Origin of the sequence: Streptomyces aurantiacus, assembly GCF_001418335.1 — a bacterium.
GTDB classification, from domain to species: Bacteria; Actinomycetota; Actinomycetes; order Streptomycetales; family Streptomycetaceae; genus Streptomyces; species Streptomyces aurantiacus.
Genome location: NZ_LIPP01000040.1, coordinates 16,875 through 43,365, shown reverse-complemented (window position 1 = coordinate 43,365; position 26,491 = coordinate 16,875). Strand labels below are relative to the sequence as shown.

The 26,491-nt window shown below is 70.7% G+C and carries 22 protein-coding genes, 1 tRNA gene and 1 pseudogene; 7 read left to right on the top strand and 17 right to left on the bottom strand.

Annotated features, from left to right (window positions below):
* Positions 1-117 precede the first annotated feature (117 nt).
* The 3 genes from AOK01_RS06830 to AOK01_RS44765 are packed head-to-tail and all read left to right on the top strand — an operon-like array spanning position 118 to position 2,233.
* On the top strand, positions 118-756 hold the full coding sequence (locus tag AOK01_RS06830) for a VOC family protein (protein ID WP_055509491.1): 639 nt from the start codon (positions 118-120) through the stop codon (positions 754-756).
* Positions 756-1,004: a hypothetical protein gene (locus AOK01_RS06825; RefSeq protein WP_055509489.1), complete on the top strand. Its 249-nt coding sequence runs from the start codon at positions 756-758 to the stop codon at positions 1,002-1,004. Before AOK01_RS06830 ends, AOK01_RS06825 begins: the two co-directional genes overlap by 1 nt.
* Complete coding sequence (locus AOK01_RS44765) at positions 1,001-2,233, top strand: alpha/beta fold hydrolase (RefSeq protein WP_055509486.1); 1,233 nt, start codon at positions 1,001-1,003, stop codon at positions 2,231-2,233. Before AOK01_RS06825 ends, AOK01_RS44765 begins: the two co-directional genes overlap by 4 nt.
* 154 nt (positions 2,234-2,387) lie before the next feature.
* Here AOK01_RS44765 and AOK01_RS46455 read toward each other — a convergent pair.
* Together AOK01_RS46455 and AOK01_RS06810 are read right to left on the bottom strand one after the other, a co-directional pair.
* Positions 2,388-2,678 (bottom strand): annotated as a pseudogene (locus tag AOK01_RS46455) (MaoC/PaaZ C-terminal domain-containing protein); the annotation flags it as partial.
* Positions 2,679-2,690: 12 nt separating this feature from the next.
* Entirely contained in the window at positions 2,691-4,136 is a 1,446-nt protein-coding gene (locus tag AOK01_RS06810; protein ID WP_055509483.1) for an FAD-dependent monooxygenase, read from the bottom strand.
* A 134-nt stretch (positions 4,137-4,270) separates the two neighbouring features.
* On the opposite strand from AOK01_RS06810, the gene AOK01_RS06805 reads away from it, so the two are divergent.
* A complete protein-coding gene (locus AOK01_RS06805) occupies positions 4,271-5,929 on the top strand; it encodes a (2,3-dihydroxybenzoyl)adenylate synthase (RefSeq protein WP_055509481.1) in 1,659 nt (552 codons plus the stop codon).
* 986 nt (positions 5,930-6,915) lie between these two features.
* On the opposite strand, the gene AOK01_RS06795 is transcribed toward AOK01_RS06805, so the two are convergent.
* The 13 genes from AOK01_RS06795 to AOK01_RS06735 all read right to left on the bottom strand — a co-directional run bounded on the left by AOK01_RS06795 (position 6,916) and on the right by AOK01_RS06735 (position 20,050).
* On the bottom strand, positions 6,916-7,434 hold the full coding sequence (locus tag AOK01_RS06795; RefSeq protein WP_055509502.1) for a DUF4396 domain-containing protein: 519 nt from the start codon (positions 7,432-7,434) through the stop codon (positions 6,916-6,918).
* 414 nt (positions 7,435-7,848) lie between these two features.
* On the bottom strand, positions 7,849-8,385 hold the full coding sequence (locus AOK01_RS06790; RefSeq protein WP_055509500.1) for an NUDIX domain-containing protein: 537 nt from the start codon (positions 8,383-8,385) through the stop codon (positions 7,849-7,851).
* 16 nt (positions 8,386-8,401) lie between these two features.
* Positions 8,402-9,430: an MDR family NADP-dependent oxidoreductase gene (locus AOK01_RS06785; protein ID WP_055509477.1), complete on the bottom strand. Its 1,029-nt coding sequence runs from the start codon at positions 9,428-9,430 to the stop codon at positions 8,402-8,404.
* The gene (locus tag AOK01_RS06780; protein WP_055509475.1) at positions 9,427-10,398 is read right to left on the bottom strand and encodes a hypothetical protein; all 972 of its coding nucleotides are present in this window, start codon (positions 10,396-10,398) and stop codon (positions 9,427-9,429) included. Before AOK01_RS06780 ends, AOK01_RS06785 begins: the two co-directional genes overlap by 4 nt.
* Positions 10,395-13,121, bottom strand: coding sequence for a PEP/pyruvate-binding domain-containing protein (locus AOK01_RS06775; RefSeq protein WP_055509498.1), 2,727 nt, complete (start codon positions 13,119-13,121; stop codon positions 10,395-10,397). The genes AOK01_RS06780 and AOK01_RS06775 overlap by 4 nt, the downstream gene beginning before the upstream one ends.
* Positions 13,122-13,129: 8 nt before the next feature.
* On the bottom strand, positions 13,130-13,705 hold the full coding sequence (locus tag AOK01_RS06770; RefSeq protein ID WP_245702145.1) for a methyltransferase family protein: 576 nt from the start codon (positions 13,703-13,705) through the stop codon (positions 13,130-13,132).
* Between the two features lie 143 nt (positions 13,706-13,848).
* Complete coding sequence (locus AOK01_RS06765; protein ID WP_055509470.1) at positions 13,849-14,637, bottom strand: AfsA-related hotdog domain-containing protein; 789 nt, start codon at positions 14,635-14,637, stop codon at positions 13,849-13,851.
* 568 nt (positions 14,638-15,205) lie between these two features.
* Positions 15,206-15,279 (bottom strand) — tRNA-Pro (locus tag AOK01_RS06760).
* 81 nt (positions 15,280-15,360) lie between these two features.
* Positions 15,361-16,206, bottom strand: a complete 846-nt coding sequence (locus AOK01_RS06755) for a MurR/RpiR family transcriptional regulator (RefSeq protein WP_055509468.1) — start codon at positions 16,204-16,206, stop codon at positions 15,361-15,363.
* Between the two features lie 173 nt (positions 16,207-16,379).
* Positions 16,380-17,324, bottom strand: a complete 945-nt coding sequence (locus AOK01_RS06750) for an ABC transporter substrate-binding protein (protein ID WP_055509466.1) — start codon at positions 17,322-17,324, stop codon at positions 16,380-16,382.
* A gap of 115 nt (positions 17,325-17,439) precedes the next feature.
* Positions 17,440-18,129: an ABC transporter permease gene (locus tag AOK01_RS06745; protein ID WP_055509464.1), complete on the bottom strand. Its 690-nt coding sequence runs from the start codon at positions 18,127-18,129 to the stop codon at positions 17,440-17,442.
* Positions 18,126-18,791, bottom strand: a complete 666-nt coding sequence (locus AOK01_RS06740; protein WP_055509462.1) for an ABC transporter permease — start codon at positions 18,789-18,791, stop codon at positions 18,126-18,128. Before AOK01_RS06740 ends, AOK01_RS06745 begins: the two co-directional genes overlap by 4 nt.
* Positions 18,788-20,050, bottom strand: coding sequence for an ABC transporter ATP-binding protein (locus AOK01_RS06735; RefSeq protein ID WP_079103211.1), 1,263 nt, complete (start codon positions 20,048-20,050; stop codon positions 18,788-18,790). Before AOK01_RS06735 ends, AOK01_RS06740 begins: the two co-directional genes overlap by 4 nt.
* Positions 20,051-20,169: 119 nt before the next feature.
* On the opposite strand from AOK01_RS06735, the gene AOK01_RS06730 reads away from it, so the two are divergent.
* The 3 genes from AOK01_RS06730 to AOK01_RS06720 all read left to right on the top strand — a co-directional run bounded on the left by AOK01_RS06730 (position 20,170) and on the right by AOK01_RS06720 (position 23,776).
* A complete protein-coding gene (locus AOK01_RS06730; protein WP_055509460.1) occupies positions 20,170-21,180 on the top strand; it encodes an ornithine cyclodeaminase family protein in 1,011 nt (336 codons plus the stop codon).
* Between the two features lie 68 nt (positions 21,181-21,248).
* On the top strand, positions 21,249-22,847 hold the full coding sequence (locus AOK01_RS06725) for an HAL/PAL/TAL family ammonia-lyase (RefSeq protein WP_079103214.1): 1,599 nt from the start codon (positions 21,249-21,251) through the stop codon (positions 22,845-22,847).
* Complete coding sequence (locus tag AOK01_RS06720) at positions 22,844-23,776, top strand: amidohydrolase family protein (protein ID WP_055509458.1); 933 nt, start codon at positions 22,844-22,846, stop codon at positions 23,774-23,776. The genes AOK01_RS06725 and AOK01_RS06720 overlap by 4 nt, the downstream gene beginning before the upstream one ends.
* A gap of 68 nt (positions 23,777-23,844) precedes the next feature.
* Here the strand turns inward: AOK01_RS06720 and AOK01_RS06715 are convergent, their stop codons facing one another.
* Positions 23,845-24,762, bottom strand: coding sequence for a YceI family protein (locus AOK01_RS06715; protein ID WP_055509456.1), 918 nt, complete (start codon positions 24,760-24,762; stop codon positions 23,845-23,847).
* 165 nt (positions 24,763-24,927) lie between these two features.
* A complete protein-coding gene (locus AOK01_RS06710) occupies positions 24,928-26,400 on the bottom strand; it encodes a glycoside hydrolase (protein WP_055509454.1) in 1,473 nt (490 codons plus the stop codon).
* Positions 26,401-26,491 lie beyond the last annotated feature (91 nt).

Sequence of the window (26,491 nt, the reverse complement as noted above, 5' to 3'; positions counted from 1 at the left end):
CTCACCGTCCCCGGCGCCGGGTCCCTGCTGCGCTCCGACGCCTACGCCGACGCCGCCGTCGCCGTCGCCCCGTCAACCTGACACAGACCCTCCTCCGCTCCTCCAAAGGAGTCCCCCATGAACCAGCTCAACGACCAGCACCTCGTCACCGGGGTCGACCACATCGCCTTCCCGACGTTCGACCCGGCGGGCACCGTGAAGTTCTACCGCGACGTCCTCGGCTTCCCGGTCGTGCACTCCATCTGCGCCGCCGGCTGGGGCCCCGGCGACCATCCCGACTTCATCCACTTCTTCTTCGACATCGGCAACGGCGACCGCATCGCGTTCTTCTACTACTTCGGCCTCCCGAGGCCCGACACGTCCGCCGGTTCCGGCGACGTCTACGCCCGCTTCCCGGAGGGCACACCGGACTGGTTCGTCCGCTCCCGCCACCTCGCGCTGCACGTCGAGTCCGAGGAGCACCTGCTGGAGTACCGGCGCCGGCTCGACGCCAGCGAGTGGCCCGTCGAGATGCAGATCCAGCACGAGACGATCGAGTCGATCTACACCCACGACCCCAACGGCTACTTCTTCGAGATCACCAGGGCGCTGCGGCCGGTGACGCCCCAGGAGGACCTGGACGCCGACCTCACCATCGACGCCCTGGTCCACATCGCGCAGACGCCCGGCCACACGCTGGACGACCTGCTCGTGCGCCGGGCCGAACTCATCGTCGAGCGGGCCCCGGAGTGGACCGCCACCCAGGAGGCGCGCTGATGGGACACCGCCTGTTCATGCTCGACGTGCCGGAGAACGTCCCGATCGCCGGCGTCGCACGCCACCTGCCGGACGTCAGGGTCGGCAGGCTCGGGCCCTATTTCGTGATCGAGTCCGACGCGCCCCTGTCCATCGACCGGCGGGCGACCGGTGTGCGGCACGCCGTCTGGTACAGCTTCGTCGCGGGCCTCGACGGCTGGCGCATCGCACAGTGGGACAAGGACGCCCTGCGCACGGAGGAGCGATGAGCACCGGAGTACGCCGGCTCGGCGCGGACCGCTACACGGCGGCCGTCGCCGAGCCCGACGGCGTCACGACCTCGGTCCACCGGCTCCGGACCTCGGACCGGGCCCAGGTGACCGGCGTGCTGCGCCGCCCGGCCGGGGCGCGCACCGTCGTGACCTTGATGCACCCGCGCCAGGACGTGACCCACCACGCCCTGGTCCCGTACCTCCTCGCCGCCGGTCTTGCCGTGTGGACGCAGGGATCCCGGTCGCCCAACAACGACCTCAACCTGATCCACGAGCAGGCCGTCATCGACTTCGCGGCCGGTCAGGTGTTCCTCCGCGACTTCGGGTTCGAGTCCGTGGTGTCCCTGGGGCACTCCGGTGGCGGCACGCTCGGCGCCTTCTACCTCCAGCAGGCGGCGTTGCCGCCCGGCGCACGGCTGTCGCGTACGCCGTCGGGCCGGCCGGTCCCCCTGGCCGAGACCGAGATGCCGCTGCCGAGCGGGTTCGTCGCGCTCGCGCCGCACCCCGGACAGGGAGCGCTGCTGCGGCGCGTCATCGACCCGTCGGTGACCGACGAGGCCGACCCGCTCTCGCGCGACCCCGGACTCGACGCCTTCGACCCGGCGAACGGCTTCACCGAGGCACCCGAATCCGCGCACTACTCCCCCGACTTCGTCGAGGCGTACCGCGCGGCACAGCACGACCGGATGGCCCGTATCGACGCGCTCGCGGCAGAGCTCGTCACGACGCGCCGACGCGCCGACGCCGCGTTCAAGGGCTCGGGCGAGGCGGCCGACCGGCGTGCCGCCCTCACCCCGGCGCTGATCACCGTCTATCGCACCGACGCCGACCTGCGGAACGTCGACCTGAGCCTCGACAGGAACAAGCGGCCCTACGGTTCGCTGTTCGGCCGGCGTCCCGACCTGACCAACCACGGGCTGGTCGGCTTCGGCCGACTGTCGACGGCCGAGGCCTGGATGTCGACCTGGAGCGCGACCACGACCAACGCCGACTTCCTGCGCTGCGCCGCCGGCATCACGGTGCCGACGCTCCTGCTGGAGTTCACCGGCGACCAGGCGTCCTTCCCCGCGGACATCGCCGCCTTCGCGGCGGCGATTCCGGCCGAGGACCTGAGCGTGGGAGCGGTCGACGGGACCCACTTCGGGGACCGGCTCGCGCAGGACGAGCCGACCGGCAACGAACTGGCGGCCGCCCGGATCGTCGCCTGGGCGGCCGAGCGTTTCTGATCCGATCGTCCATGAGCTGTACGTACAGCTCATGGACGGCGTTGAGGACCGGGTTGTCCTGGTGACGGAGGGTCCCCGCCACGGTGACCAGCGACCGCTCGGCGGATACGTGCTCCAGCGCCTTGATCACCGTCGTGCCCGTCAGCACCATGCCGGCCCGCACCGGCGCCTCGAAGCTCACCTCACGGATGCGGCGGCCCGCCAGCACCGACCAACCGCTGAACATGCCCAGCACCGCCAGCCGTTGCAGGATCGCGAGCGAGTGGATGCCACTGGCGATCGGCTCCCCGAAATAGCCGGCAGCCGCCGCGGAGTCATCGGTATGGAAGGGCTGCGGGTCCCACAGGTCGGAGAACTCCTTGATCTCGTCGAGGGTGACCTCGTAATCACCCAGCGGGAAGACCGCTCCGACGTTCAGGTCCTCGGCGTAGGCCAACTCCGTCATGCGCCGAGCCTGTCAGACCAGCTCGACGAGATCGACCCGGCCGCCGGCCAGGGCCTCGGCGGCGAGCCCACGCAGGCCGTCCGGCACGCGCACCCCGACCAGCCGCCCGGTACGGCGCACCCGCTCGGCCGCGTCGAAGGCGGCAAGGGCGCTCTCGCGGGTGGTGCCGGCATCGAGCGCTGTCACCTTCTCGCTCTCGTGGAGCCCGCCGCACGGCACGGCGCGCGTCGGCCAGTGCTGCCCGCCGGCGTCGAGCGGGCGGTCGAGGACCCAGCCGACCACGTCATCGGGCAGCCGTTCGACCGGCCCCCCGTCGTACCGGGCGAGGCCCGCGGCCACCACGGCCGGGGCGTCCCGCGCCAGCCGTTCGAGCGAGACCTTGCCTGCCCGTGTCATATAGGCGATGAGCAGCTGCTCCACCGGCAGGTCCAAACGCTCGGGGAACTCGTCCCACCACCGCATGCTGCGGCGTGCGGTGTCCTGCAGATGTTCCACGGCCGGCCGGCGGGCGGTCTCGTACGCCGTCAGCGCGGACTCCAGATCCGGGCCGGCATCGAGTGCCTCGACGAGCGCGATCCCGCTCTCCATGGCCAGCTTCGTCCCTGAGCCGATGGAGTAGTGGGCCGTGTGGGCGGCGTCTCCCAGCAGTACGACGTTGCCGTGGTGCCAGGTCTCGCAGGTGACGGTCCGGAACCGGAGCCAGCGGGTGCGATTTCCGATCAGCCGGTGCCCGCGCAGCGTGTCGGCGAAGACGTCCGACAGGTGGTCGAGCGCCGTCTCGTCGCTCTGGTCCGGCGCCGTCCTGTCGGTGGTCGCGTCGAAGCCGGCGCGCCGCCAGGTCCCGGGATCGGTCTCGACCAGAAAGGTGCTGCGGTCGCGCTGGTAGGGGTAGGCGTGCGCCACGAAGGTGCCGTGCCCGGTCACCTCGGGCCGGAAAACCGCGCGCGGCAGCGCGAAGTCGGTGCCGCACCACAGGTAGAGGCTGTCGTGCCGGTCGACGCGGACGCCCAGCTCGGCACCGAACCGCTCGCGCGTCGCGCTGTTGACGCCGTCCGCCGCGATGACGAGGTCGGCGTCGAGCTCCTCTGCCGAGACCCGGGTGCCGTCGTGGATCTCCACGCCCGCCGCGAGCGCCTGGTCGCGCAGGATCTCCAGCAGCCTGGCCCGGCCGATCGCGATCAGGTCGCCGGCGGGCAGGGTGACAGTCACGTCGCCGACGGACATCGACATCTCGTGCCGCCACGCGTCCGCGACGATCGCACGCAGGGAGACGGGATCGGCCTTCTCCAGGTGCCGCTGGGTGGCGGTCGCCAGTCCGACCCCGAACCCGAAGGTGCCGCTGGGCGGGGACTGTTCGTACACGGTCACCGCGCACTCGGGCCGGCGAAGCTTCATCAGTCGTGCGGCGTACAGGCCGCCGGGCCCACCGCCGAGGACGGCCACCGAGCTCAGTCTCATTCGACTCCTCCTTGCTGTGTGCAGCACGATAGACCGAATCAACATGAGCGTCTATCTTTTGACTAGTACGTTAGATCGCCTACCGTGAAGGGCGCACGCACCATGAACGAGGACCGACGACGCAGGAGGCATCGGTGATCGACTGGGCTGGACGGCTCACTCCCTTCCCCGCCGACGTCGTGGAGCGCTACCGCTCCGCCGGGCTGTGGGGCACGCGCCCCATCGGCGCGGAGTTCCACGAGATCGCCGTCGGGCGGGCTCAGCACCCGGCCGTGGTCGCCGAGGAGGGCTCGCTCACCTACTCCGAGCTCGACGAGGCCACCGACCGGCTCGCCGTCGGCCTCGCCGACCTCGGCCTCGTCCCCGGCGACCGGGTCGTCGTGCAGCTGACGAACCGGCTGCACTCGGTCGTGGCGTGGTACGGGATGCTCAAGGCCGGCCTCGTGCCGGTGTGCACCCTGGCGGCTCACCGTGCCCACGAGATCGGCTCGATCAGCCGCAAGGTCGGCGCCGTGGCCCACCTGGTCGAGGCGAGCCCCTCGGGCTTCGACCTGGTGGCCTTCGCGCTCGACCAGCGGGCCGGACACCCGACGATGCGGCACGTACTCACCGCGGGCGCTCCCGCGGGCGCCTCCGGGACCCCGATCGAACGGCTCGCCGGCGAGTCCGACCCGGCGCTCGCCCGGGAGCGGGTCGCGGCGATCCAGGCGGCGATCGACCCGGACGAGATCGCCTGCTTCCAGCTCTCCGGCGGGACCACCGGCGCACCGAAGATCATCCCGCGGCTGCATGCCGAATACTGGTACAACGCCCGGGCGTTCGCCGAGGTCGGCGGCTGGGACGAGAGCACCCGTACCGCCCACCTGATCCCGATCATCCACAACGCGGGCATCACCTGCGGGCTGCACGCCGTCCACAGCGTCGGCGGCACCCTGGTGCTCGGCACCGCGGTCCTCGACCAGGCGCTGCCCCTCGTCGCCCGTGAGAAGACCACCGACGTGCTCATCGGTCACGGGCACTACAACATCGTCGACCACCCGCTCTTCGACGACGCGACGGCCTCGATGAGACGGGTGCTGCTCTCGGGAGCCAAGGTTCCCGTCCGCGTCTTCGAGCCCTTCGAGAGCCGGGGCATCCTGGTGGGCCAGATGTTCGGCATGGGTGAGGGGTTCTTCGCCACGTCGACCGCGGCGTCCACGCGCGAGGCCCGCCTGACGACGGTGGGCGTCCCGAACTCGCCGTACGACGAGTTCCGCGTCCTTGAGCCCGGTACCGAGCAGGAGTTGCCGGACGGCACCGTCGGCGAGCTGGTGACCCGCGGGCCCTACACCATCCGCGGCTACTTCGACGCCCCCGACATCAATGCCACGGCGTTCACCTCGGACGGCTTCTACCGCACCGGGGACCTGGTCGCCGTCCGCACCCTCGGCGGCGAGCGGTCCCTCGTGGTCGAGGGCCGCCTGAAGGACCTGATCAGCCGAGGCGGCGAAAAGATCAGCGCGGAGGAGGTCGAAAACCTCCTCCTGCGCCATCCCCGGATCGTCGCCGCCGCCGTCGTGGCGATGCCGGACGAGCGCCTCGGCGAACGGGCCTGCGCCTATCTCGTCGCCGCGGGCGAGCCCCTGACGATGCAGGAGGTGCAGGAGCACCTGAACGCGCTGTCACTGGCGAAGTTCAAGTGGCCCGAGCGGCTCGAATGGGTCCCGGAGATGCCCAAGACCCCGGTGGGAAAGCTCGACAAGAAGTTCCTGCACCGCGACATCGTCGCCAAAATGACCGAGGTGCCGAGGTGATCAGGTAGCAGCCGGGTGACGAGGCGACCAGGTGGTCGGCGACCGGTGAGCGGTGGGCTCGGCGGGCTCGTCCATCTGCTGCTGTCGGCGCCGCTGCTCGTTGCGGGGTGAACAGTTGAACCGAGGCCAACCGGAACCGCGCGCGCCGCGGCCTCCGTGCGGGGGCAGATACAGGCGGAGGCCGGAGCCTTGTGGTCCCGGCCTCCGCGCGTGTGGAAGGTGAGCCACCAGCGTCCACGAGGACACGTGATGGAAGAGCGTGCCGCGGCGCGCGCCGGCGAGTTCGTCCACCTGTCCCGGTCAGCGGCGTGGCGGATCCGCACCCGTACCCAGCGGGTCACCTCGGAGAAGCAGTTGTACGTCTACCTCGTCGCGTGCGACGTCCCCGAGAAGGCGTTCCCTGCCTGGGCTCAGACGTGCAACCGGGCGGCAGCTGGAGCGCAGACGCGACGAGCGCGCACCGCAGGCAGCGCCCGGCCGATGGCGGCCAACAGCCGACGAAGCTCGCCGGCAACTGCTCGACGTCGGTCTTCGACCGCTCGAACGGTTCCCCGGGGCGAGACTCCCGTGGAACGTCCGATGCCAACAGCGACGTGCCATCAGGTCAGCCGGATCCGCCACGCGACCATCATCGCCGGGGCCGGCTGCCCGGTCTGCTCAACGCCCTGAGCGTCGCCTGACGCACACTGCCCGACCGCCCGGGCGGCGCCCGCAGACCCTGAGAACGCATCCGGCGGGCGGACAACAGCCTCCGGCGGCGATCCCGACGGACCGCGCACCATCATGCCCGGCGGCCCGGGCCCACGAGAGCCCATGAGGCGCTTCAACATGACCACCCCCTGCCCACAGTGCCCAGGACCTTCTGCGCGCCGTGTGACGCCAGGACCGGCTCTGGCCGTCGGCGAGTCCCGTGAAATTCCGGCACGGCGCGAACGTGCCCGGCCGCATCTTCACGGTGCGGCCGGGCACGCGGGACGGGAGGGTGGTCAGTGGTAGGCGTGGACAACGGCGTGGCCCTTGCCGCGGCCGATCATCCACTTGTTGACCGGGGTCGTGAGCAGGAACGCGATGCCGAAGCCGCCCAGGAGTGACGTCCAGAACAGGACGTCGGCGAGATGGGCGTCCATCGCGCCGGGAACCAGGGCGATGATCCCGTTGTCGACGAGTTCCATCACCGCGATGGAGACGGTGTCGGCGGCCAGCGCGACCTTGAGGGCGGTCCTGAAGTCCAGGCCGGCCTTGCGAATGGCGAACAGGGTGAAGGAGTAGCCAAAAACAAAGGCCAGTGCGATCGCCAAGATCATGGTGGGCGCGTTGCCCCACATCAGGGCGGTGCCGATGACCATGCCCAGGATCTCACCTACGGCGCACCCGGTGAGGCAGTGCAGCGTCGCTTTCGCGGCGGCTCCCCAGGTCACCGCGCCCATCTGATGCCCGCCGTGACCCTCGTGCCCCTGGTGCGCGGCGTGGTCGTGAGCTCCGGTGTGGTGCGTGCTGTGGTCCATGACCGTCATCCCCATTCCGTCCGGTGTGACCCCGATCCGCGGGCTCCCACACCAGAACCGTATACCCCTGGGGGGTATTCCCAAGAGTGTGGCGGCCCAGAAAAGCAGCAAGGGGGACACGACGTAACCGACCGGCCCTGGAGGGTGCTGCGCCGGACCGGAGCGGACGAGCGCCTGTTCAATGGTGTCGATCCGCAGGTGCACCGCACCGATGCGTACGGCCAGAAGTCGGGCAAGCGTGGTTTTGCCAGTGCCGGGCAGTCCGCCGATGAGGATGAGTACGACCTGCTGCTGTCATTGAGCCTGAGCGCGTTGCGCGACAAACAGTTCGCCCGATGGTGGGGGGGATCATCACGTCGCCGCCCCCACTGCCGGATGACGGAACCTGTGGGTGACCAGCTCGTCCACCAGCCACTACAGGTAGGGCCGTGTCTGCCGTGCGGTGGTGTAGCGGGCCAGGAGTTCGCGGCCGTCCGGGGCGAACGGCAAGCCGGGCTCCGCCAGGCGGGCCGTCAGGTCGTCCCAGGCCAGCCACCAGCCGTCGGCGACCTCCGCCTGCTGATGGACGATCGGCCCGTGCCGCTCCGGATCGTGGACCGTCTCATAGGTGTACGCGAGGAAATCGGTGTGCGCGTCCGTGTACCAGTGCTGGTCCAGCGGGCGCAGCTCACACTCCCGCAGACCGAGTTCCTCGTGGAGTTCGCGTACGGCGGCGGTGTCCGGTTCCTCGCCCGCGGTAATCACTCCGCCGATCCACACGTCGTCCAGGTCGGGGAACAGGTCCTTTGTCTCGGTGCGGCGATGCACATAGACCCGCCCGTCGGCGTCCCGGACCAGGATCTTCACCGCCGCGTGCGGTAGGTTCTCCCTTCTCATGCGGGTGCGGGGCGCGGTCCCGACGATCCGGCCGGGCACCTCGCCCTGGGCGTAGAGAGCGACGATCTCCTCCAAGTTGAGCACTCCTTCCTCAGGTGGGTTCTACCAATACCGTGCCGAAGTGACAGCCCGCCAGCAGGTCGATCAGTGCGCCGGGCGCCCGGTCGAGACCGTACAGCCGGACATGCGGGAAGCGGACCGTGCCGGCCCGCAGTGCGGCGCTGAACTCCGCCTCCCAACGGGCAGCCGACGCCTGGTGGTCGGTGGCCGACAGCCCGACGATGCTGATGCCCCGGGAGAGCAGCGAGAGGGTGTCGACGGTCGCCTCGGCCCTGGTACCGCCGTCGGCCTGTCGGCCGACGGCACCCACCACCACACAGCGGGCCCCGCGGCGGGCCGAGGCCAGCGCGGCCTCGATCTGCTCGCCGCCGACCGTGTCGATCAGCACGTCGACGCCCTCCGGCGCCGCCACCCGCAACTGCTCCCCGATCGGCCCCTCGCCACGCACCAGCACCGCGTCGAAGCCCAGCTCGCGCCGCAGACGGTCGGCCTTCCAGCGTGATCCGGTCGTGCCGATCAGCCGCCCCGCCCCGCGCAGCCGCGCGAACTGCCCCGCGATCGACCCGACCCCGCCCGCCGCTCCGGTCACCAGGACGGTGTCACCGGTGCGCACCGTGCCCCCTTGGGAGACAGCCAGCCAGCCGGCGAACCCCTGGGACAGAGAGGCCGCCGGGTCGGGCCAGCGGCCGGCGTCGACCCGCCGTACCGAGTTCGCCGGGAGCACCGCGTACTCCTGCCAGCCGGAGTCGTGCCGGACCAGCTCGCCGGGGCACAGCCCCGTCCCCGGGGCCTCCATCACCTCGCCGAGGGCTGTGCCGCGCAGAGCCCGGCCTGGCTGGTAGGGGCGCATGGGCAGGACGTCCGCGTCGGCCATCAGGGTGCGGGTGGCCGCGCCGATGCGCAGCAATACGTTGCGTACCAGCACCTCGCCCGTCGCCGGACGGCGCAGCGGGACCCGCGCCGTTGCGAAGTGCTCGGGTCCCAGCTGCGCGTCCGGACGCGCAGCCAGCCTGACCTCGCGGTGGACGGCGGGCGGCGCGACCCTGTGCACCGGCGTCATCCCCCGATCCCCGGCCGGACCACGGCCAGCGCCGCGACGAACACCCCGAGATACAGCCAGGCCAAATAGCCCATCGCCGGTCCGGGAGGCCAGGTCGGCGTGTTCGATGACGTGAACCGCTCCGCCCCGCCCCACAGGAAGCCCAGCGCGGTCAGCGGCAGCCAGCCTGCCAGCGTGGCCGTCCCGTGCAGTTCCCAGGGGCGGATCACGCCGAGCACCAGGGCCATCCCGGTCAGCGCGCAGCCCACGGTCAGCGCGACTGAAGCGCGCAGCCCGACGACGTTCGAGTACAGCGTGGCGCCGGGCACCACCGTGGCACCGGTCTTGCGGGCGAACTCGTAGTGCATGAAGACACCTGCGCACAGCAAGGCACCCAGCACCGCGTGCGATCCCGGCCCAGCGCCGGTCGCTTCCCGGAATGACAACCAGATGTGCACGCTGAGCATTGCCTGCGCCGGATAGCTCACCAGCAGGTTGACGAAGATGCGGTCCCGAACCGTCGCCGACCAGCGTTCCAGCCACACCAGGAGGCAGATGTAACTGAGGTTCAGCAGCAGCCAGCCGACCAGCAGCGGCGAGCGCCAGCCGGTGAGCGCGAGTTCCGCGACGACGATCAGCGCCATCGCGATCCGCAGCTCCCGTACGTCGATCGCGCCGCGTGGCAGGGGCCGGTCAGGGCTGTGCAGGCGGTCGTACTCCAGGTCCTTCTGCTCGTCGACGACCCGGATGAACAGCAGCGCAAGATAGATGGTGGCGATCTCGGCGACGAGGGAGCCGCCGAGCTTCCAGTCCCGCTCCGGCGAGAGCAGCGCGAGGGTGCCCTGAAGGGCGAGGACCCACAGGACCGCGTAGACGACATAGATGCGGGCGGGAGCCCGTTCGGCGAAGAAGGCACGCAGACGGCGGGCGCTGGTGGCGGCGGAACGGGACTCGCGAGCCACCGGGTGGGAAGCGTCTGTGACGGTCATGCCTCGTCCTCCTCAAGGATCTTCACGGTGCCAGCCGCGCCGTCCATCTCGACACGGGCGCCGTCGGGGATACGGGTGGTCGCGTGAGGAAGCGCAACTATGGTCGGGATGCCGAATTTGCGCCCGGAGATGGCGGTGTGCGACAGCAGGGTGCCGCGCTCGACGACGATGCCGCGCGAGGACAGCATCAGAAACAGCCAGCCGGGATCGGTCTCGCGGGCGATCAGGATCATGTCCTCGGAGGGGTCGCCGAGGTCGTGCGGGTCGATGACGACGCGGGCGGTGCCTCGTACGATGCCTCCGCTGGAGCCCAAGCCGCGCAGGGTGCCCGAGGCGGCCGTGTCCCGGTTCGGGTCCGGCAGCGCGTCCCGTACGGGGCCCATGGTCACGAAGTCCATGGGCAGTTCGGCGCCCCGCGCGTGGAACTCGGCCCGGCGTACGGCGGCCAGGCCCCGCAGGTCGTCGGTGACGGCCGTGCCGTCGTATGTGCCGAGGATCTCCTCCTCGGTCAGGTGCATCACGTCCTCGGCCTTCTCCAGCAGACCGCGTGCGGCCAGGTCGGCGCCGAGCCTGCGGTATACCTGGCGGCCGAATCCGAACAGCTCGCTGCGACCGTAGCGGGTGTTCTCCCGCATGTTGATGTACCGGCGCTGCCCGGCCAGCGCCGCGCGCAGCGCGCCGCCGGCCAGCGGGCGCCCCGCGAGCAGCTCGGCCAGCCGCCGCTCGCCCGCCCGGCGGGCCTGGGCCTCCCGTTCGCGCAACAGGGCGCGTGTGAGGTCGCCGCGCGCGTACTCGGCGGCGATGCGCAGCAGCTGGGCGGGCTGGTCGCGGGGGACCGGCACCTCCAGCTTCAGTTCCTGCAGGCCCCGGTCGCCGTGGAGGTGGTTGTGGGTGCGCATCCGGTCGGCGAGGTCACTGCCGTAGGCGTCCCGGTCGATCTCGTCCCACACCTCCTCGGCGGGCTTCACCGCGAGCGCGTCGAGGACGCCCGGCGTGGCGCGTATCCGTTCGGCGATCTCGACGATCGACATCAGGATGATGACGCTGCGGTTCTCCTCGCCGCCGCACAGCAGATCGCTGTGCAGTCCGGCGTCGGCCTGCGGCACCCAGCGGCCGAGCATCTTCATGGCCAGCGTCTCGTGCAGTTGCAGCAGGAGGTCGTTGACCAGCGTGATGCCCCAGCGGTCACCGACCTCGGTCCACAACGACCGCATCAGCTGCGCGAGTTGCAGCGGATCGGCGGTCTTCGCGGCCTCCCGGTGCGCGGTGAGGATCCTCTCCCACCAGGTCTCGAAGTCCTTCACCGCCGCGCCGTGCGTCACCAGCCGCCATGCCAGGCGCGCCGTGGCCGCCGCCGTCGCGGGCAACAGGGCGGGGTCGGTGAGCGGCGGGGTGGGCCGGACGTGGGTGACCGACGGGGACATGCCCATCATCCGCTCGAAGCTTCTCCGCCACAGCGGGAAGGTCCGGCTCAGTCCGTGCAAGGCGTACCAGACGCTCAGCGAGTAGTAGACCCGTCCACGCAACAGGCCGATCATGCCGCGCAGTTCACCCTCGTGCCGGTCGAGGACCTTGCGGGGCACGCCGAGCAGCCGGTAGAAGTCGTGGAAGTCCTCACGGTAGAAGCGCTGGGCGAAGGAGTAGGTCAGTGCCGTGGTGACGTCCGGGTAGGACTCGGTGATGTTGGCGTTGCTCCACAGCCGCTGCCGGTCCAGCTCCAGCACCACCGGGCGGGCCTGGAGGATGTTCAGCCGGCCGTCCGCGGTGAAGGTGCCCTCGATGTCCTGCGGGCACCCGAAGAGCTCCTCGATCCGGTCGCCGACCATCACGACCTGTTGGATCTGCTCGTCCGTCAGCGCCGGTGCGTCCCACAGCTCCTCGGGCGCGGCCACCGTACGCGGGCCGTCGGCGAGCCGGCCGGGGTTCTCCTCCATCAGCTGTGTCTTGTGGGCGAGCACGGACCGCACCGCGTTGTCGCGCCGGCTGACGAAGTAGTGGTCGACCGGGACCTTCTCCTGGACGACGCCCTCGCCGATGCCGAGGCCGGCAGCGAGCACTCGGTCGCGGGCGCCGGTCAGCGGATCGCAGGTGAACAGTACGAACGAGCGGCGGCCGAACTCCATGCGCTGGACGCCGACGGCCACCGCGAAGCCGTGCTGTGTGCCGCCCCGGGCGGCCCGGTACAGCAGCGCCTGCGTCCCGAAGCCGGAGGCCCAGCACTGCCGTACCCGGTCCAGGAGCTCCTCGCGGGTGACGTACAGGAAGCTGTCGCTGATTCCGGCGAACGCGTCGTGCGCCGAGTCCTCGCCGACGTCCGCGCCTGTACCGACGACCGAGGAGCGCACCGAGACCACGGCATCCGGCCCGAAGACATCGTCGAAGGCGTCGTACAGCTGCCGTGCGACTGCGGCCGGTACGGAGGCGGCGAGCACCGTCTCGCGCAGCGCGGACGCCCTTTTCTCCAGAGTCTCGGCGTCCGCTGTGTCCAAGCCGGCGAGAAGGGCGTCCAGCTCGGCGCGCACAGGGCGCAGCACTTCGGTGAACGTGGCTGCCGACACGCAGAAGAAGCGGGGGACCGGGAAGCCTTCCGTTGCCATCCGCGCCTGCCGGGAGAACTTCGGACCGACCTCCGCCTCGTTCAGCAGGGCCCGCCCACGCATGACCGGCCCCTTCCTGCGGTGCGACGAGAACGTGGGGATGCGCAGTGCGCGGCGTGCGTTCATCGAGCCGATCACCATATCCAGGGGATGACACGGCGGTGGGTCGCCGCATAGTCGGAGTAGCCGGGAAGTGTGAGCAGGGTCCGCTCCTCGACGAGGATGCGCACGACCAGCGTCGGCAGCAGGACCATGAGGGCGGCGGCACTGTAGGTGTTGAGGAAGAACAGCACGAAGACGACGTGGGCGAGGGCCATCCCGAGATAGGCGGGATGCCGCACCCACCTGTAGGGGCCGCTCTGGACGACCTGATGGTCGCCGAGCACCCGGACGCGGTGCGAATAGAACCGGCCAAGGGTCCGGATGCCCCACAGCCGGAAGCCGACTGCCGCCGCGAAGACCACGGGCAGCGCGAGCATCCAGGGGTGGTAGGTCTGGTCGTCGGCCGCAGGCAGACAGGCCGCGGCGACGGTGGCGGCACGGGCGGTGGCGTAGACGTAGATGGTGCCGCGGTCGGTTGCCAGCTCGACCGAGGTCGAGCTGCGGACGGTCGTCCAAGTCTCCAGCAGTATCCACATCAGATGGAGCCCGGCGAGCGCCACCGCCACCCGCTGCCAGGGAGCGGAGAGGTCGAGCAGTCCGCGGACCACGGCCGTGCCGGTCGCCGCGACACATACACCAAGGACGAAAAGGGGATATTTACGCAGTAACCACATTCGGGGAACCTCCACGGCGCGGCGGGCGGATGGCCGACGGACTGGACCGGCCGCGGGACCGGACCGGCCGCCGGTGATCAGGACGCGGCACCCTGGCCGAGGGTCAGGTGCTCGCTCACGCCCTGCTTCTCCGCGTAGAGCTCCGCCAGCGCGCGGGTCGTCACGCGAATGTGGTCCGCCTCGATCTGATCGGCCCGCTGCCCGTCGATCACCATCACGTCCATCGAGCCCGACGCGGCGAGGACATCCGCCTGCAGCAGGTCGCACCGGCCCCGGAACCGCAGCCGGTTGGGGCCTTTGCGCTTGAGTTCCTCCACCGTGTACTCCACCTGAGTGGGCAGCGGGAGCAGGAACTTGTGGAACGTGGTCTGGAGGGAGCTGATGACGAACCGACGGGCCGTGTCGAGCGGCGCCAGCAGATGTCGCTCCCCGACGGCGAGCGTCATCTGCCGTACGGCCTCCTGGATGACCATGCCGGTCACATGGGAGCCAGTGGCGTGGTCGAGGACCATTTCCTGGCGGTCGGAGATGCGCAGCGTCGCCCGGAACAACTGGTCGTCGACCTTGCGCAGCCCGGCGATGAGGACGTTCTCCGGATTATGTTTGTGCACCTCGTGACGGTGCAGCAGCGTCGGCAGAGGCAGGTCCATGAGCATCGACTCCGGCAGGCCACGCCGGCGCAGCTTGGCGCGGACGATGTCTCGCTCGTCCTTCTCGATGCCCTGCCCCGGCACGATCACCAGTGGGGGATCGGACGACAGCCCCTCTTCAAGAAGTAAGTCCAACTGGGATAAGGGCACCAGATCTTCTGAATTCGACCTGCAGGCGAGATTGTCGCCTACGACGAACACAAACTTCTCGGACATGACCCTCCGCCTTCATATTCACGTAGTTCGTGAGACGTTTAGGAGGGGGTGATCTTTTCGGGCCCGTATTGTCGTTCGTTGGACGTGGGGCTTGTGGCAGGTGCGACCCCAGGGCCCCGGCGTCTGCCTGGCTCGCCCGACCACCTCGACGGTGCGGACGCCTCAGCTTCCCAGCCGCCGAGCTCGACCCTGTCGGGGATCTCAGCGCGCGGCGTCGGATGCGGTGCATCGCAAGGCGCCGGGTCGCCCTCATACCGGGTGTATTCGGGCGATCCGGCAACCCCGCGAGGCGCCGTAGCTGTCGTCGTGCGCCCGCCGGGAGTTACGGGACAGCCTTAGGCGCGACGCGCACCCGTGTTGCGTACAGGCGGATGACCGCCTCGTCCCGCAGGAACCCCGCCCAGGTCTTCGACAGCCCCGCAGTGATCTTGTTCAAGTCCAGGAGCGGCAACTTCGCGAGCCTCCGAGTAAAGGTGCCGATGAGCGGCATGCTCAACCTCGAAGGCCGGAAACGACCCACACGAAAAGGGTCCCCGCAGGCTCTCGCCTGCGAAGACCCTTCGCTCTGTCGGGACGACAGGATTTGAACCTGCGACCCCTTGACCCCCAGTCAAGTGCGCTACCAAGCTGCGCCACGTCCCGATGCGCCTCGCTGCGGTGAACCGCGTGAAGACGCAGGTGAACCTTACCGCACCTGGACGGGCGGCCGTCCTCGCCAGGAGGTCAGTCGACGAACAGGCCCCGTGCCGCGGCCCTCGCGTCGAACTCCTCCAGGTGGGCCTGGGCGTCGGGCATGCGGTCGCACATCGCCTCCAGGAGGACCTGCCCCAGGAGCATGGGCGCGCTCACCGTGTCGAAGACCAGGCCGGTGCCCACGGCGGCCGGGAGCAGCATGTCGCTGTGGGCCGCCACCGGGGCGTACGTGCCGTCGGCGATCGTCACCACGGTCAGCCCGGCGTCCCGGGCGTGGTCGAGCGCGTCCAGGAGCTCGACCGGGTGGCGCGGCAGCGCGAAGCACAGGAGCGCGCTCGCGCCCGCGTGGCGGGCCGCGTCGATCCGGTCGGCGAGCGACGACCCGCCCTCGTCCAGCAGGCGCACGTCGGGGTGCACCTTCGCCGCGAAGTAGGCGAAGCCGCACGCCTGGGCGGCCGAGGCGCGCAACCCGAGCACGGGCAGTGGACGGGAGGCGGCGAGCAGCCGGCCCGCGGTTTCCACCGGTCCGGGGTCGGCGAGCAGGGACGCCAGTTGAAGCAGGTTGTCGATCTCGGCCCGTACCGCCTGCTGGTAGGGGTTGGCCGGCCGTGCGTCCACGGCCGGCCCGGCCGGTACGACGTCCCGCAGATGTCTGCGCAGCGCCGGATATCCGTCGAAGCCGAGGGCGACCGCGAACCGGGTCACCGACGGCTGGCTCACCCCGGCCAGCTGGGCCAGTTCCACGCTCGAAAGGAACGGCGCGGCCGCCGTCCGCCGGACCAGGCAGTGGGCGATACGGCGTTGGGTGGGCGTCAGTCGGCGTCCCTCGAACAGCTGGTACAGCCGCGAGGGAGCGACAGCGGCCCCGTGGGACACATCGACGCCGGCGCCTTCTCCGGCGCCCTCCCCAGCTCTCTCCGTACCGGCTCTCTCCCTACCGGCTGCCTCCGTGTCGCTCACCCTCGTCCCCCCAGTCCGTCGTACGCGACCCCCGCTCGCCCGCTCGTCCCTGACACGTGTGGTCCGAGGTGCCCGGACGACGGCGCGGGTCAGCTTGCGAGGCCGGCCGAGGTGAGCCACTCCTTCGCCACGTCGGAGGCGTCCTCCTTGTCGTTGACGAGCTTCTTCATCATGTCCAGCAGGTCCTCGGTGGTGAGCTTGGCCGAGAGGTCGTTGAGCGCCGACTTGGCCTTGTCGTTGACCGCGGACTTGTAGATGAGGGGCGTGACGTTCTGGGAGGAGAAGAGGTTCTTCGGGTCCTCCAGGACCACCAGCTTGTCCTCGACGATGGCGGGGTCGGTCGTGTAGAGGTTGGCGGCCTGGACCTTGTCGTCCTTCAGCAGCTTCAGCAGGGTGCTCTGGGCGCCCGCGTCCAGCGGCTGGAACTTGCCGAACTCGACGCCGTAGACGGTCTTCAGGCCGACCCCGCCCTGGGTGCGCGTCTTGAACTCCGAGCCTGCGCCGATGGCCAGGTCCTTCGCGACCGGCTTGAGGTCGGCCAGGGTCTTGAGGTTGTACTTGTCGGCGGTCTCGGCGGTGACCGTGACCGAGTCCTTGTCCTCGGCCGCGGCGGAGTCGAGTATCCCCACCGACTTCGGGAGCTTCTTCGTCAGCTCGGCGTTGATCTCCTCCGTGCTGGTGGCGGTGCTCTTCTTGTCGACCGCCACGGACAGCAGCGCCCCGTTGTACTCGGGGATGACCCCGATGCCGCCCTTGACGACCTGGTCGTAGAAGACCTCGCGGGCGCCGATGTCGAACTTGCGGGTCACCTTCAGGCCCTTGTCCTCCAGGGCCTGGGCGTAGATCTCGGCGAGCAGCTGGTTCTCGGGGAAGTTGGCCGAGCCGACGACGATGGCCTTGCCGCCTCCGCTGTCGGCGCTGCCGCCTGTCAGCGGGTTGTCGTCACTGTCGTCGCTGCCTCCGCAGGCGGTGGCGGTCAGCGAGAGCGCGGCGACGACGCCGAGGGCGGCGGCGCGGTACGTGGCCTTGTTCATGGTGTTCCCTTTCTCAGGTACGGCTCTGGTCTCGGGGCGGGCTCAGGTCTCGGGGCGGGCTCTGGTGCGACTTCCGCGCGCATCGGATGCATCGGGTGCGCGGGAGTCCGGTGGCTCATGACTTGGTCGCCGCGGGCCGCAGCCCCGGCGAGACGATGGCGCGCCGCAGCGCGGTGAAGACGGCCTGGACGACGAGCGCCAGTGCCACGACGACGGCGGAGCCGCCGATGACCAGTTCGTAGTCGTTGCGGGAGAGCCCGTCGACGATGAAGCGGCCCAGACCGCCGAGACCGGGATACGCGGCGACGGTCGCCGTGGCCACCACCTGGATCGCGGCGACCCGCAGGCCGAGCAGGATCAGCGGCAGCGCCATCGGCACCTCGACCTTCAGCAGGACCTCCCAGCCGGTCATGCCCATTCCCTTCGCGGCGTCCCGGGCGTCGGGGTCGACGCCGCGGACCCCCTCGAAGGTGTTGATGAGGATCGGCGGGACCGCGAGCGCCACCAGGGCGACCAGCACGGGAGTGGTACTGAGCCCGGCGAGGGTCACGACGAGTACGACCAGGCCGAAGGTGGGGATCGCCCGCGCAAGGTTCGCGACGCTCGCGACGGCGAACGCGCCGCGGCCGGTGTGCCCGACCAGCAGCCCGAACGCCAGCCCGATCAGCGTCGCGAACAGCAGCGACAGACCGCTGTAGGTCAGGTGCTCCGCGAGCCGGTGCGGGATGCCGTCGTCCCCGTGCCACTGCTGGGACGACGTCAGCCAGTCGCCCACGAGCCGGATCTGGTTCAGGAGATCGTTCACGCCTTCGCCCCCTTGCCCCGCGCCCACGGTGTGAGCAGCCGCTGGGCCAGTACGAGCAGCGCGTCGGTGACGAGGGCCAGCAGCATGATCAGTACGGTCGCGGTGATGATCGGCGTCGGGAAGTCGAGCTGGAGGCCCCGGATGATGTAGTAGCCGAGGCCGCCCTGGCCGATCAGCTGTCCCACCGCGACGAGGCTGATGGAGGAGACCGCGGCGACCCGTACCCCGGCGACGACAACGGGTACGGCGATCGGCAGTTCGACCTGGATGACCCGGCGGACCGTACTGAATCCCATCGCGGTGGCCGCCTGCCGTACCGGATCGGGCACCGAGGCCAGTCCGTCCACGACGTTGGGTATCAGGACCGACAGCGTGTAGAGGGTCAGCGGGATCATGACCGTGCGTTCGGTCAGCCCCGTGTAGCGGACGAAGATCATGAACAGGGCCAGCGACGGGACGGAGTACAGGACGTTGGCCGCGGTCAGGGTCGGCGGGTAGATCCATCGCCAGCGGTGGCAGAGGATGCCCAGCGGCACGGAGATGATCAGCCCGAACAGCACCGGCAGGAGGCCGAGGCGCAGATGGACTCCGGTGTAGTGGGCCAGTTCACCGACGTGATCGCCGATCCACACCCACCGTATGAGCGGCTCACCGTCTCTCATCGGTCCCCACCGCCTGTCTTGCCTGTGTTGCTGCCGGAACCGTCGGCGTCCTCCGCGTCCTCCGCGTCGGCCGGGTCCGCGGCGCCTTTGACGAGCTGAGGCCCGGCCGCCTCGGCGGTCTCGGCCACGCCGGCCACGCCGGCCGCTTCGGGCGCCGCGCCGAGGGACCCGCCGGTACCGGCGATCGCCGCCGACAGCTCGTACGCGTCCGCGACTCCCGCGACCGCGCCCTGCGCGTCCACTCCCACCGCCAGCCGGGAGGGTGACAGGAGCGCCGCGTCGAGGGCGGCCCGCGCCGAGTCGCCGACCAGGCTGAACGTGTGGCCGAGCGGTGCGAGCGGGATGTCCGCCAGCGTGCCGGCGTCCGCGAGGCCGGCGGCCTCGGCCCAGCCGAGCGGCCGGCGGGCGTCGTCGACGACGAGCACCCAGGGCTCGTCCAGGGCACGGGCCTCGGCCACGGAGGCGGTCACCGGCAGCGCCGGGCCCTCGCGCAGCGGCAGACCGGCCGCCTGGACGAAGGAGAGCCGGCGGATGCCCCGGTCCTGCCCTACGAAGTCGGCGACGAAGTCGTCGGCGGGGTGCGCGAGCAGCCGCTCCGGGGTGTCGAACTGCGCGAGCTTGCCGCCTGTCCGGAACACCGCGATGTTGTCGCCGAGCTTGATCGCCTCGTCGATGTCATGGGTGACGAACACGATCGTCTTGTGCAGTTCCTTCTGCAGCCGGAGGAACTCCGCCTGCAGTTCCCCCCGGACGATGGGGTCGACCGCGCTGAACGGCTCGTCCATGAGCAGCACGGGCGGGTCCGCGCCCAGCGCCCTGGCCACCCCGACGCGCTGCTGCTGCCCGCCGGAGAGCTGGTACGGGTAGCGCTTGGCCATCGTGGCCGGCAGCCCCACCAGTTCGAGCAGTTCGGCCGCCCGCGCGCGGGCCTTCTTCTTGCCCCAGCCGAGCAGCAGCGGCACGGTCGCGACGTTGTCCAGGATGGTGCGATGCGGGAAGAGTCCGGCGTGCTGGATCACGTAGCCGATCCCCCTGCGCAGTTCGGGGGCGGCCACCTCCCGTATGTCCTGGCCGCGCAGGCTGACCGTGCCGGCCGTCGGCTCCACCATGCGGTTGACCATCCGCAGGGTCGTGGTCTTGCCACAGCCGGAGGGACCGACCAGGACCGTGATGCCGCCCTCGGCCAGCTCCAGGGACAGTCCGTCCACGGCTGTGGTGCCGTTGGGATAGTTTTTGCTCACCGCGTCGAATCTGATCAAAGCTGCCCCTTACCCGACTGCATATCGTCATGCAGAGTTGTTCTTGGCTGAATTACAGTCAATCCCCTTTTGTAAACGGGGCGTTACGTTCGTCCGAAGAAAGCGAGAGGACGCCCGGAATGACCACTCTTGACCCTGTTCTGTTCACGTTCCTGAACGGTTCGGACATCGAACAGCTGGAACTGAACGACACCGAGGTGCTCGACGCCGTCGAACAGGGACTGCTCGCCCAAGGTCGCGGCGAGACGGTCATCGAACCACGGGTCCATCTCACGCCCGACCCCGCCTTCAACGGCCACTTCAACGTCCTGCGCGGCTATGTGGCCCCCCTGGGCATGGCCGGAGTCAAGATCGTGGGCGACTACGTCGACAATTACAAATCGGGTCTGCCCTCCGAGATGGCCCTCCTGAACCTCTTCGATCCCCGTACGGGCATGCCCCTGGCCGTCCTGGACGCGACCGCGATCACCGAGATGCGCACCGGCGCGATCACCGCGCTCGGAGCCCGGCACCTCGCCAGGACCGATGCCAAGGTGCTCGGTCACATCGGCGCCCGCGCCACCTCGTACTGGAACGTCCGGCTGCTCGACCGGATCTTCGACCTGGACGAGATCCGCGTCCACTCGCGCCGTCCGGAGAGCCGCAACGCCTTCGCGGAGCGGCTGGAGCGTGACCTCGGCAAGCCCGTGATCGTCACCGACGACTGGCGGTCGTGCGTCGAGGGCGCGGACATCGTCGTGGAGGCGTCCCGGCTGGAACGGCCCGAGCCCCTGCTCAGGACGGAGTGGATCGCGCCGGGCGCCCTGGTCGTGCCGTACGGAACGATGAGCGCGGTCGAACTCACCCTCACCGACATCATGGACAAGGTCGTCGTCGACGACTGGGGCCAGTGCCGGTCCGGGCCCTTCGGTGCGCTGCGCGCGCATGTCGAGTCGGGCCGGCTCAGCGAGTCGACCCTGCACGGTGAACTGTGCGAGATCGTGGCCGGCGACAAGCCCGGCCGGGAGCGGCCCGACGAGACGATCCTCTTCTGGCACCGCGGACTGTCCCTGTCCGACATCGCCCTGGGCGCGGCCGTGCTCGCGAAGGCCGCGGAGCGCGGACTCGGACAGAAGCTGCGGTTCTCATGACAAGCGCGGTGGGCGCGACGGGCACGACGGGTACTTCGAGTACGACGGGCATGAAAGGTATGGCGGGCATGACGGGTCCCTACCCCGGCCGTCCCGAAGCAGTGATCGTCGACGGGCGCACCCTGTCCTGCGAGGACGTCGCCGCCGTCGCCCTGCACGGCGCCAGGGTCGTGCTCGCGGACGAGGTGCTCCCCCGGCTGGCCCGCGACCGCGCGGTGGTCGACGACGTGGTCGACCGTCAGGTGCCGACGTACGGCCTGACGACGGGCCTCGGCAGCCGGTCGTCGTACGCACTGCCGCGCGACGAACTCGCGCAGTTCAGCGTGCGTACGGTGCGGGGCCGGGCCAACGCGGTCGGGGACCCGCTGCCGGTCCCCGTCGTACGCGCCGCCCTCGTCGCCCGCGTCAACGGTCTGGCGGGCGGTGGCAGTGGAGTCAGCCCGGAGATCGTGCCGCTGCTCGTCGGCATGCTCAACTCGCGGGTCCATCCGGTGGTCCCCGAGGTGGGGTCGATCGGTGCCTCGGACCTGTGTCAGATGGCCCATGTCGGGCTCGTCGTCATCGGCGAGGGCCGCGCCGAACTTGTCGGCGAGGTGCTCGACGGTGCGGCGGCCCTGCGGCGGGCCGGGCTGTCCCCCGCCGAGCTGGGTCCGAAGGACGGGCACGTGCTGTGCAGCGCGAGCCCGCTGGCCGCGGGACACGGCGGCCTCGTCCTCCATGAGGCGGCCACCGTCCTGACCCTGGCCCAGGCGGTCACCGCGCTCACCTTCGAGGGCTTCCGGGCCAACACCAGCCCGCTGGACGCCCGCGTGCTGGGTCTGCGTCCGGCACCCGGGCAGTCCCGGGCGGCGGCGGAACTGCTCGCGCTCCTGGCCGGCGGTGACCTCACCGACCCCCGGCACGCCCGGCGGGTCCAGGACCCGATCAGCCTGCGCTGCGCCGCCCAGGTGCACGGTGCGCTGCACTCCGCGCTCGACTTCGCCGACGCGGCGCTGGATCCCGAGCTCAACGGAAGCGGCGACAACCCGGTGGTACTGGCCGACACCGACACCGACAGCAATGCCGGCACCAGCGCCGATTTCGGCACCGGCACCGGTGAGATCCTCTCGTCCGGCAACTTCCACACCCCGGCCCTCGCCCTGGCCTTCGACACCCTGGCGCTGGCCCTGACGCAGACCGCGGCGATCTCCGCGGAACGGATGCGGCGACTGCTGAACCCTGGTTTGAGCGGGCTGCCCGCCAACCTCTCCCCGTACGGCCCGGAGCGTTCCGGCTTCGCGCCCCTGGCCAAGACGGCGCAGGCACTGGTCGCCGAGATCCGCCTGCTGTCGGCGCCGGTGAGCACCGACCCCCGGCACGGCGCGGACGGTGTCGAGGACGACTCGACCAACGCGGCGCTCGGCGCACGGCGGCTGTCGACGATGCTCGTCCGGCTGCGGCAACTGCTCGCCGTGGAGGCCCTGGCCGCCGCGCAGGCGGTCGACCTGGCCTCGCCCGCCGCTCTCGGACGGGGACCTGTCGTCCTGCACGCGGCGATCCGCGAGCTCGTCCCGCGCCTGGACGACGACCGGCCCTGCGGTGCGGACGTGGACCGGGTGAGCGATGCCGTCCTGGGGTCCGACGAGGTACGAAGCACCCTGCGCGCCCTGACAAGAGGAGCTTCGTGACCAACGTCGACGTACACCAGCATCTGTGGACCGGCTCGTTCGTCGCGGCCCTGCGTGCGCGCACCGAGCCGCCGTTCCTGGACGGTGGGGATGGTGGAGACGGCCGGGACCGCTGGACCCTGCACACCGCGGGTGAGCCGCCCTACGAGGTCTCCCCCGCCGACCACGACATCGCACGGCGTGCCGAACTCGCGGTCGCCGACGGCCTCGGCCGGGCCCTGGTCTCGCTGTCCGCGCCGCTCGGTGTGGAGTGGCTGCCGTCCGGGGAGGCACGGCCGCTGCTCGACGCGTACCACGAGGGCGCCGCCGCGCTGCCCCGGCCGTTCGGTGCCTGGGCCGCCGCCTGTGTCCGGGACATCGACGCCGACGTGACCGCCGGGGATCTCGACCGGGGCTTCGCCGGCCTCCAGCTCCCGGCGAACTGTCTGGCCGACGCGGCCGGTTACGCGCACTGCGCCCCGCTGCTCGACCTGCTCGAAGCGCGCGGCCTTCCGCTGTTCGTCCACCCGGGCCCCGCGGCCGACGCGTCGCCGCGGCCCGGCTGGTGGCCCGCGATGGTGCCGTACGTGCAGCAGATGCACGCCGCCTGGTTCGCGTTCCGGGCCTTCGGCCGGCCACGCCATCCGCGGCTGCGGGTGTGCTTCGCGCTGCTGGCCGGTCTCGCGCCCCTGCACGGGGAACGTTTCGCGGCCCGTGGCGGGGCCGAGGGCCGCAAGGAGGTCGATCGGAACGTGTTCGTCGAGACCTCCTCGTACGGTCCGCGCGCTGTCGACGCGGTCGTCCGGGCCCTCGGCACCGACGTAATCGTCCAGGGCTCGGACCGCCCCTACGCCGAACCCCCGCAGAGCCCCGGCTTCGGGCTGGGCGGCGCCGCGGCGTACGCCTTCCGCATCGCCAACCCACGCCGCCTGCTCACGGGCGCCCCGTAAGGGGCGCGGGGAACGGCGCGCCCGGCCACGGATCACCCGCAGCCGAACACCTCAAACCCAGCGGAGCGCTACCGCGGCGGGGTGGGCGTGTCGTGCGTGCGGTACATCGCCTGGATGTCCAGTTCCAGTTGGACCGTCGGGCCGACCACCGCGATGCCACGCGCCAGCATGGAGCGCCAGTTGAGCGTGTAGTCCTCCCGGTGCAGCTCCGCCTTGGCCAGGGCCGCGCAGCGCAGTTCCTCGCCGTAGCCGCCGTTCACCGTGCCGAGGTAGGTGGTGTCCAGGGCCACCGAGCGGCTCACCCCGTGCATCGTCAGCGCGCCTTGGAGGGTCCACCTGCTGCCGCCGCGGTAAGCGAACCGCGTGCTGTGGAAGTCGATGTGCGGGAACCGCTCGACGTCCAGGAAGTCCCCCGACCGCAGGTGGTCGTCGCGCGTCCGGTTGCCGGTGGTGATGCTCGACGCGTCGATACGGACGTGGACGCGGGAGTCGGCCATGTCCGGGGCGATCTGAATGCCGCCCTCGAAGCGCTCGAAGCGGCCGTGCACATGGGCCATGCCGACGTGCTTGGCGATGAACCGGATCGCCGTGTGGGGCGGGTCGAAGAGCCAGGTGCCCGGCGACGGCAGTTCCAGCCGGCGGGCGGGCTGCAGCCAGATCTGCTCCCCGGGAGCCGCGGGCCCGGCCACCACGTCGACCGTCTCGCGGTGGGGGTGCAGGCCCTCGGCGGCGATCATCAGGCTGTACTGGGCGGGCGGCAGCGCGGCGAGGAAGTAGCCGTACGGGTCGGTGGTGCCGCGTGCCACGACGCGGTGCGTGGCCAGAGCGGTGACCGTCACGTCGGCGCCGCCCATCGGCTGGCCCATGGGGTCGACGACCTCCCGGCTGATGGCGCCCGCGCCCGGCGGGAGGGGGAGCGAGACGCCCGTCGCGCCGGCGCCGGAGCCTCGCTTGGGCCGCCGGCGCCGAAGCAGTGCGAGGGCCATGGTGTTCACCTTTCATCACCTGCGTCAGAGCCCCGGCGAGACGGCACGGAACTCATGACGATCTTGAACCAGGACGCGCGGAGGCGGGTGTCTCATTTCGAGACACCCGCCTCCGGGGCGCCGGCACGACCGCTCAGCCCGGTGGGACCCGGCCCGGCCCCACCGTCACACGGTGACCCCGTCGATCTCGAAGGTCTGCACCGAGCCGGCGGCGAACGGCACGCTCAGGCTCTTGCCGTTCAGATAGGTGTCCGAGCGGGCGGTGTAGAGGTCTCCGCCGCCGGAGGTGAGCGTGTTCCAGCGGCGTACGAGTCCGCCCGTACCGCCGGTGACCTGGCCGAAGCGGGACAGGTCGAACGTCAGCGTCTGCGCGGCGCCGGAGTTGACCGCCACGACGACCAGGCGCTGCTGGGTCGCGTCATGGGCGGCGACCGCGTATCCGACGCCCGTGTCGAGGATGGTCATGCCCGGCCGGATGTGGCGGCTGAACTGGGCCATCACGTAGTACTTGGTCTGCACGGTGGTCGGCTGCAGCGTGCTCTGGTCGTACGCGATCATCGCCCAGCCGGTGGAGGGGTCCATCACCTGCCAGTAGACCCAGGCGGTCGGGTGCAGCCAGCGGAAGTCCAGGCACAGATTGCTCGCCAGGGTGAGGCCGGTGCCGTCGCTGTCACCGGTCTCCGAGTTCCAGAGTTTCTTGCCGGCTGTCGTCACGGCGTCGGTGTGGAGGAGGTCGCGCCGGCCGCCGGAGCCCTGGTAGCCGTGCACGTTGACCTGGCTGACCAGGGCCTTCGTCGACGCCCCGAAGGAGTTCCAAGTGGTGCGGGCCAGGTCGTAGCTGGTCTCGTCGGACGCCGAGAGCCTGACGCCGGACAGGCCGCGCGCGTCCAGTTCGCCGCGCAGGTACGGGAGTACGGCCGCCTGGACGGTCGCGTCCATGTGGCAGCCCTCCTGGGTGCCCGTGGCGGTCCACCAGCTGGACGAGGGCTCGTTGAACGGGTCGACCGTCGCGAAGTCCACGCCCCAGTTGTTCTTCGCGTACAGGGCGACGGCGGCCAGGTGGGAGGCGTGCTGGCGGTAGTTCCAGGACTGGAGGTTGTTGCCGCCGCCGGACGCGCCGGAGGGGTTGTGGTTGAGGCACATCCACCACATGGGCGAGTTGGCGAACAGCTCGGGGACGGCGCCTCGTCGGACCGCCTTGACCAGGGCGGCGCGCTGGTTGGCGTCGGCCGTCCAGTCCCAGGCGGCGGAGGTGGGGTCCTCGTTGTTCCAGTCCTGCCAGTAGCCCTCGATCTGCTTGAACGCCGGGATGTTGGGCGAGGCGACCATGCTCTGGCCGCCCACGCTGTTCGGGCTGCACGCGCCCAGGTTGTAGCGGGCGATGTTCAGGCCGAGGCCGGGCAGGGTCCTGCCGCCGTACGCCACGGACCTGGTGGTGAAGAAGATGTCGGCGAAGTCGTCACGGGCGCCGAACACGTTGGCCCACCACGCGAGCGAGGTGCCCCAGCCCTCCCAGCGGCCGTAGCCGACGGCGGGGTCGACCGCGACCGTCGCGTCGGCCCGTGCGGTGCCCGTGGCCAGCGCGCTGCCCAGCAGCGTGCCGCCCGCCGCCGCCAGCACCGATCTGCGCCTGATCATGGGTCCTCTCCTTCATCGCCGTCTCCTGGCACTGCCTGGGCGCCCTTCTGGCACCTCCTGGCACCTTCTGATGTCTTCTGGCACTTCCTCG

What these genes read in the sequence shown, in the direction of transcription:
- AOK01_RS06725 (WP_079103214.1), top strand. Translation starts at nt 21,249, where the DNA reads ATGACGGGTCCCTACCCCGGCCGTCCCGAAGCAGTGATCGTCGACGGG.
- AOK01_RS06830 (WP_055509491.1), top strand. Translation starts at nt 118, where the DNA reads ATGAACCAGCTCAACGACCAGCACCTCGTCACCGGGGTCGACCACATC.
- AOK01_RS06795 (WP_055509502.1), bottom strand. Translation starts at nt 7,434, where the DNA reads ATGGACCACAGCACGCACCACACCGGAGCTCACGACCACGCCGCGCAC.
- AOK01_RS06730 (WP_055509460.1), top strand. Translation starts at nt 20,170, where the DNA reads ATGACCACTCTTGACCCTGTTCTGTTCACGTTCCTGAACGGTTCGGAC.
- AOK01_RS44765 (WP_055509486.1), top strand. Translation starts at nt 1,001, where the DNA reads ATGAGCACCGGAGTACGCCGGCTCGGCGCGGACCGCTACACGGCGGCC.
- AOK01_RS06740 (WP_055509462.1), bottom strand. Translation starts at nt 18,791, where the DNA reads ATGAGAGACGGTGAGCCGCTCATACGGTGGGTGTGGATCGGCGATCAC.
- AOK01_RS06810 (WP_055509483.1), bottom strand. Translation starts at nt 4,136, where the DNA reads ATGAGACTGAGCTCGGTGGCCGTCCTCGGCGGTGGGCCCGGCGGCCTG.
- AOK01_RS06750 (WP_055509466.1), bottom strand. Translation starts at nt 17,324, where the DNA reads ATGAACAAGGCCACGTACCGCGCCGCCGCCCTCGGCGTCGTCGCCGCG.
- AOK01_RS06710 (WP_055509454.1), bottom strand. Translation starts at nt 26,400, where the DNA reads ATGATCAGGCGCAGATCGGTGCTGGCGGCGGCGGGCGGCACGCTGCTG.
- AOK01_RS06825 (WP_055509489.1), top strand. Translation starts at nt 756, where the DNA reads ATGGGACACCGCCTGTTCATGCTCGACGTGCCGGAGAACGTCCCGATC.
- AOK01_RS06785 (WP_055509477.1), bottom strand. Translation starts at nt 9,430, where the DNA reads ATGACGCCGGTGCACAGGGTCGCGCCGCCCGCCGTCCACCGCGAGGTC.
- AOK01_RS06775 (WP_055509498.1), bottom strand. Translation starts at nt 13,121, where the DNA reads ATGAACGCACGCCGCGCACTGCGCATCCCCACGTTCTCGTCGCACCGC.
- AOK01_RS06780 (WP_055509475.1), bottom strand. Translation starts at nt 10,398, where the DNA reads ATGACCGTCACAGACGCTTCCCACCCGGTGGCTCGCGAGTCCCGTTCC.
- AOK01_RS06715 (WP_055509456.1), bottom strand. Translation starts at nt 24,762, where the DNA reads ATGGCCCTCGCACTGCTTCGGCGCCGGCGGCCCAAGCGAGGCTCCGGC.
- AOK01_RS06765 (WP_055509470.1), bottom strand. Translation starts at nt 14,637, where the DNA reads ATGTCCGAGAAGTTTGTGTTCGTCGTAGGCGACAATCTCGCCTGCAGG.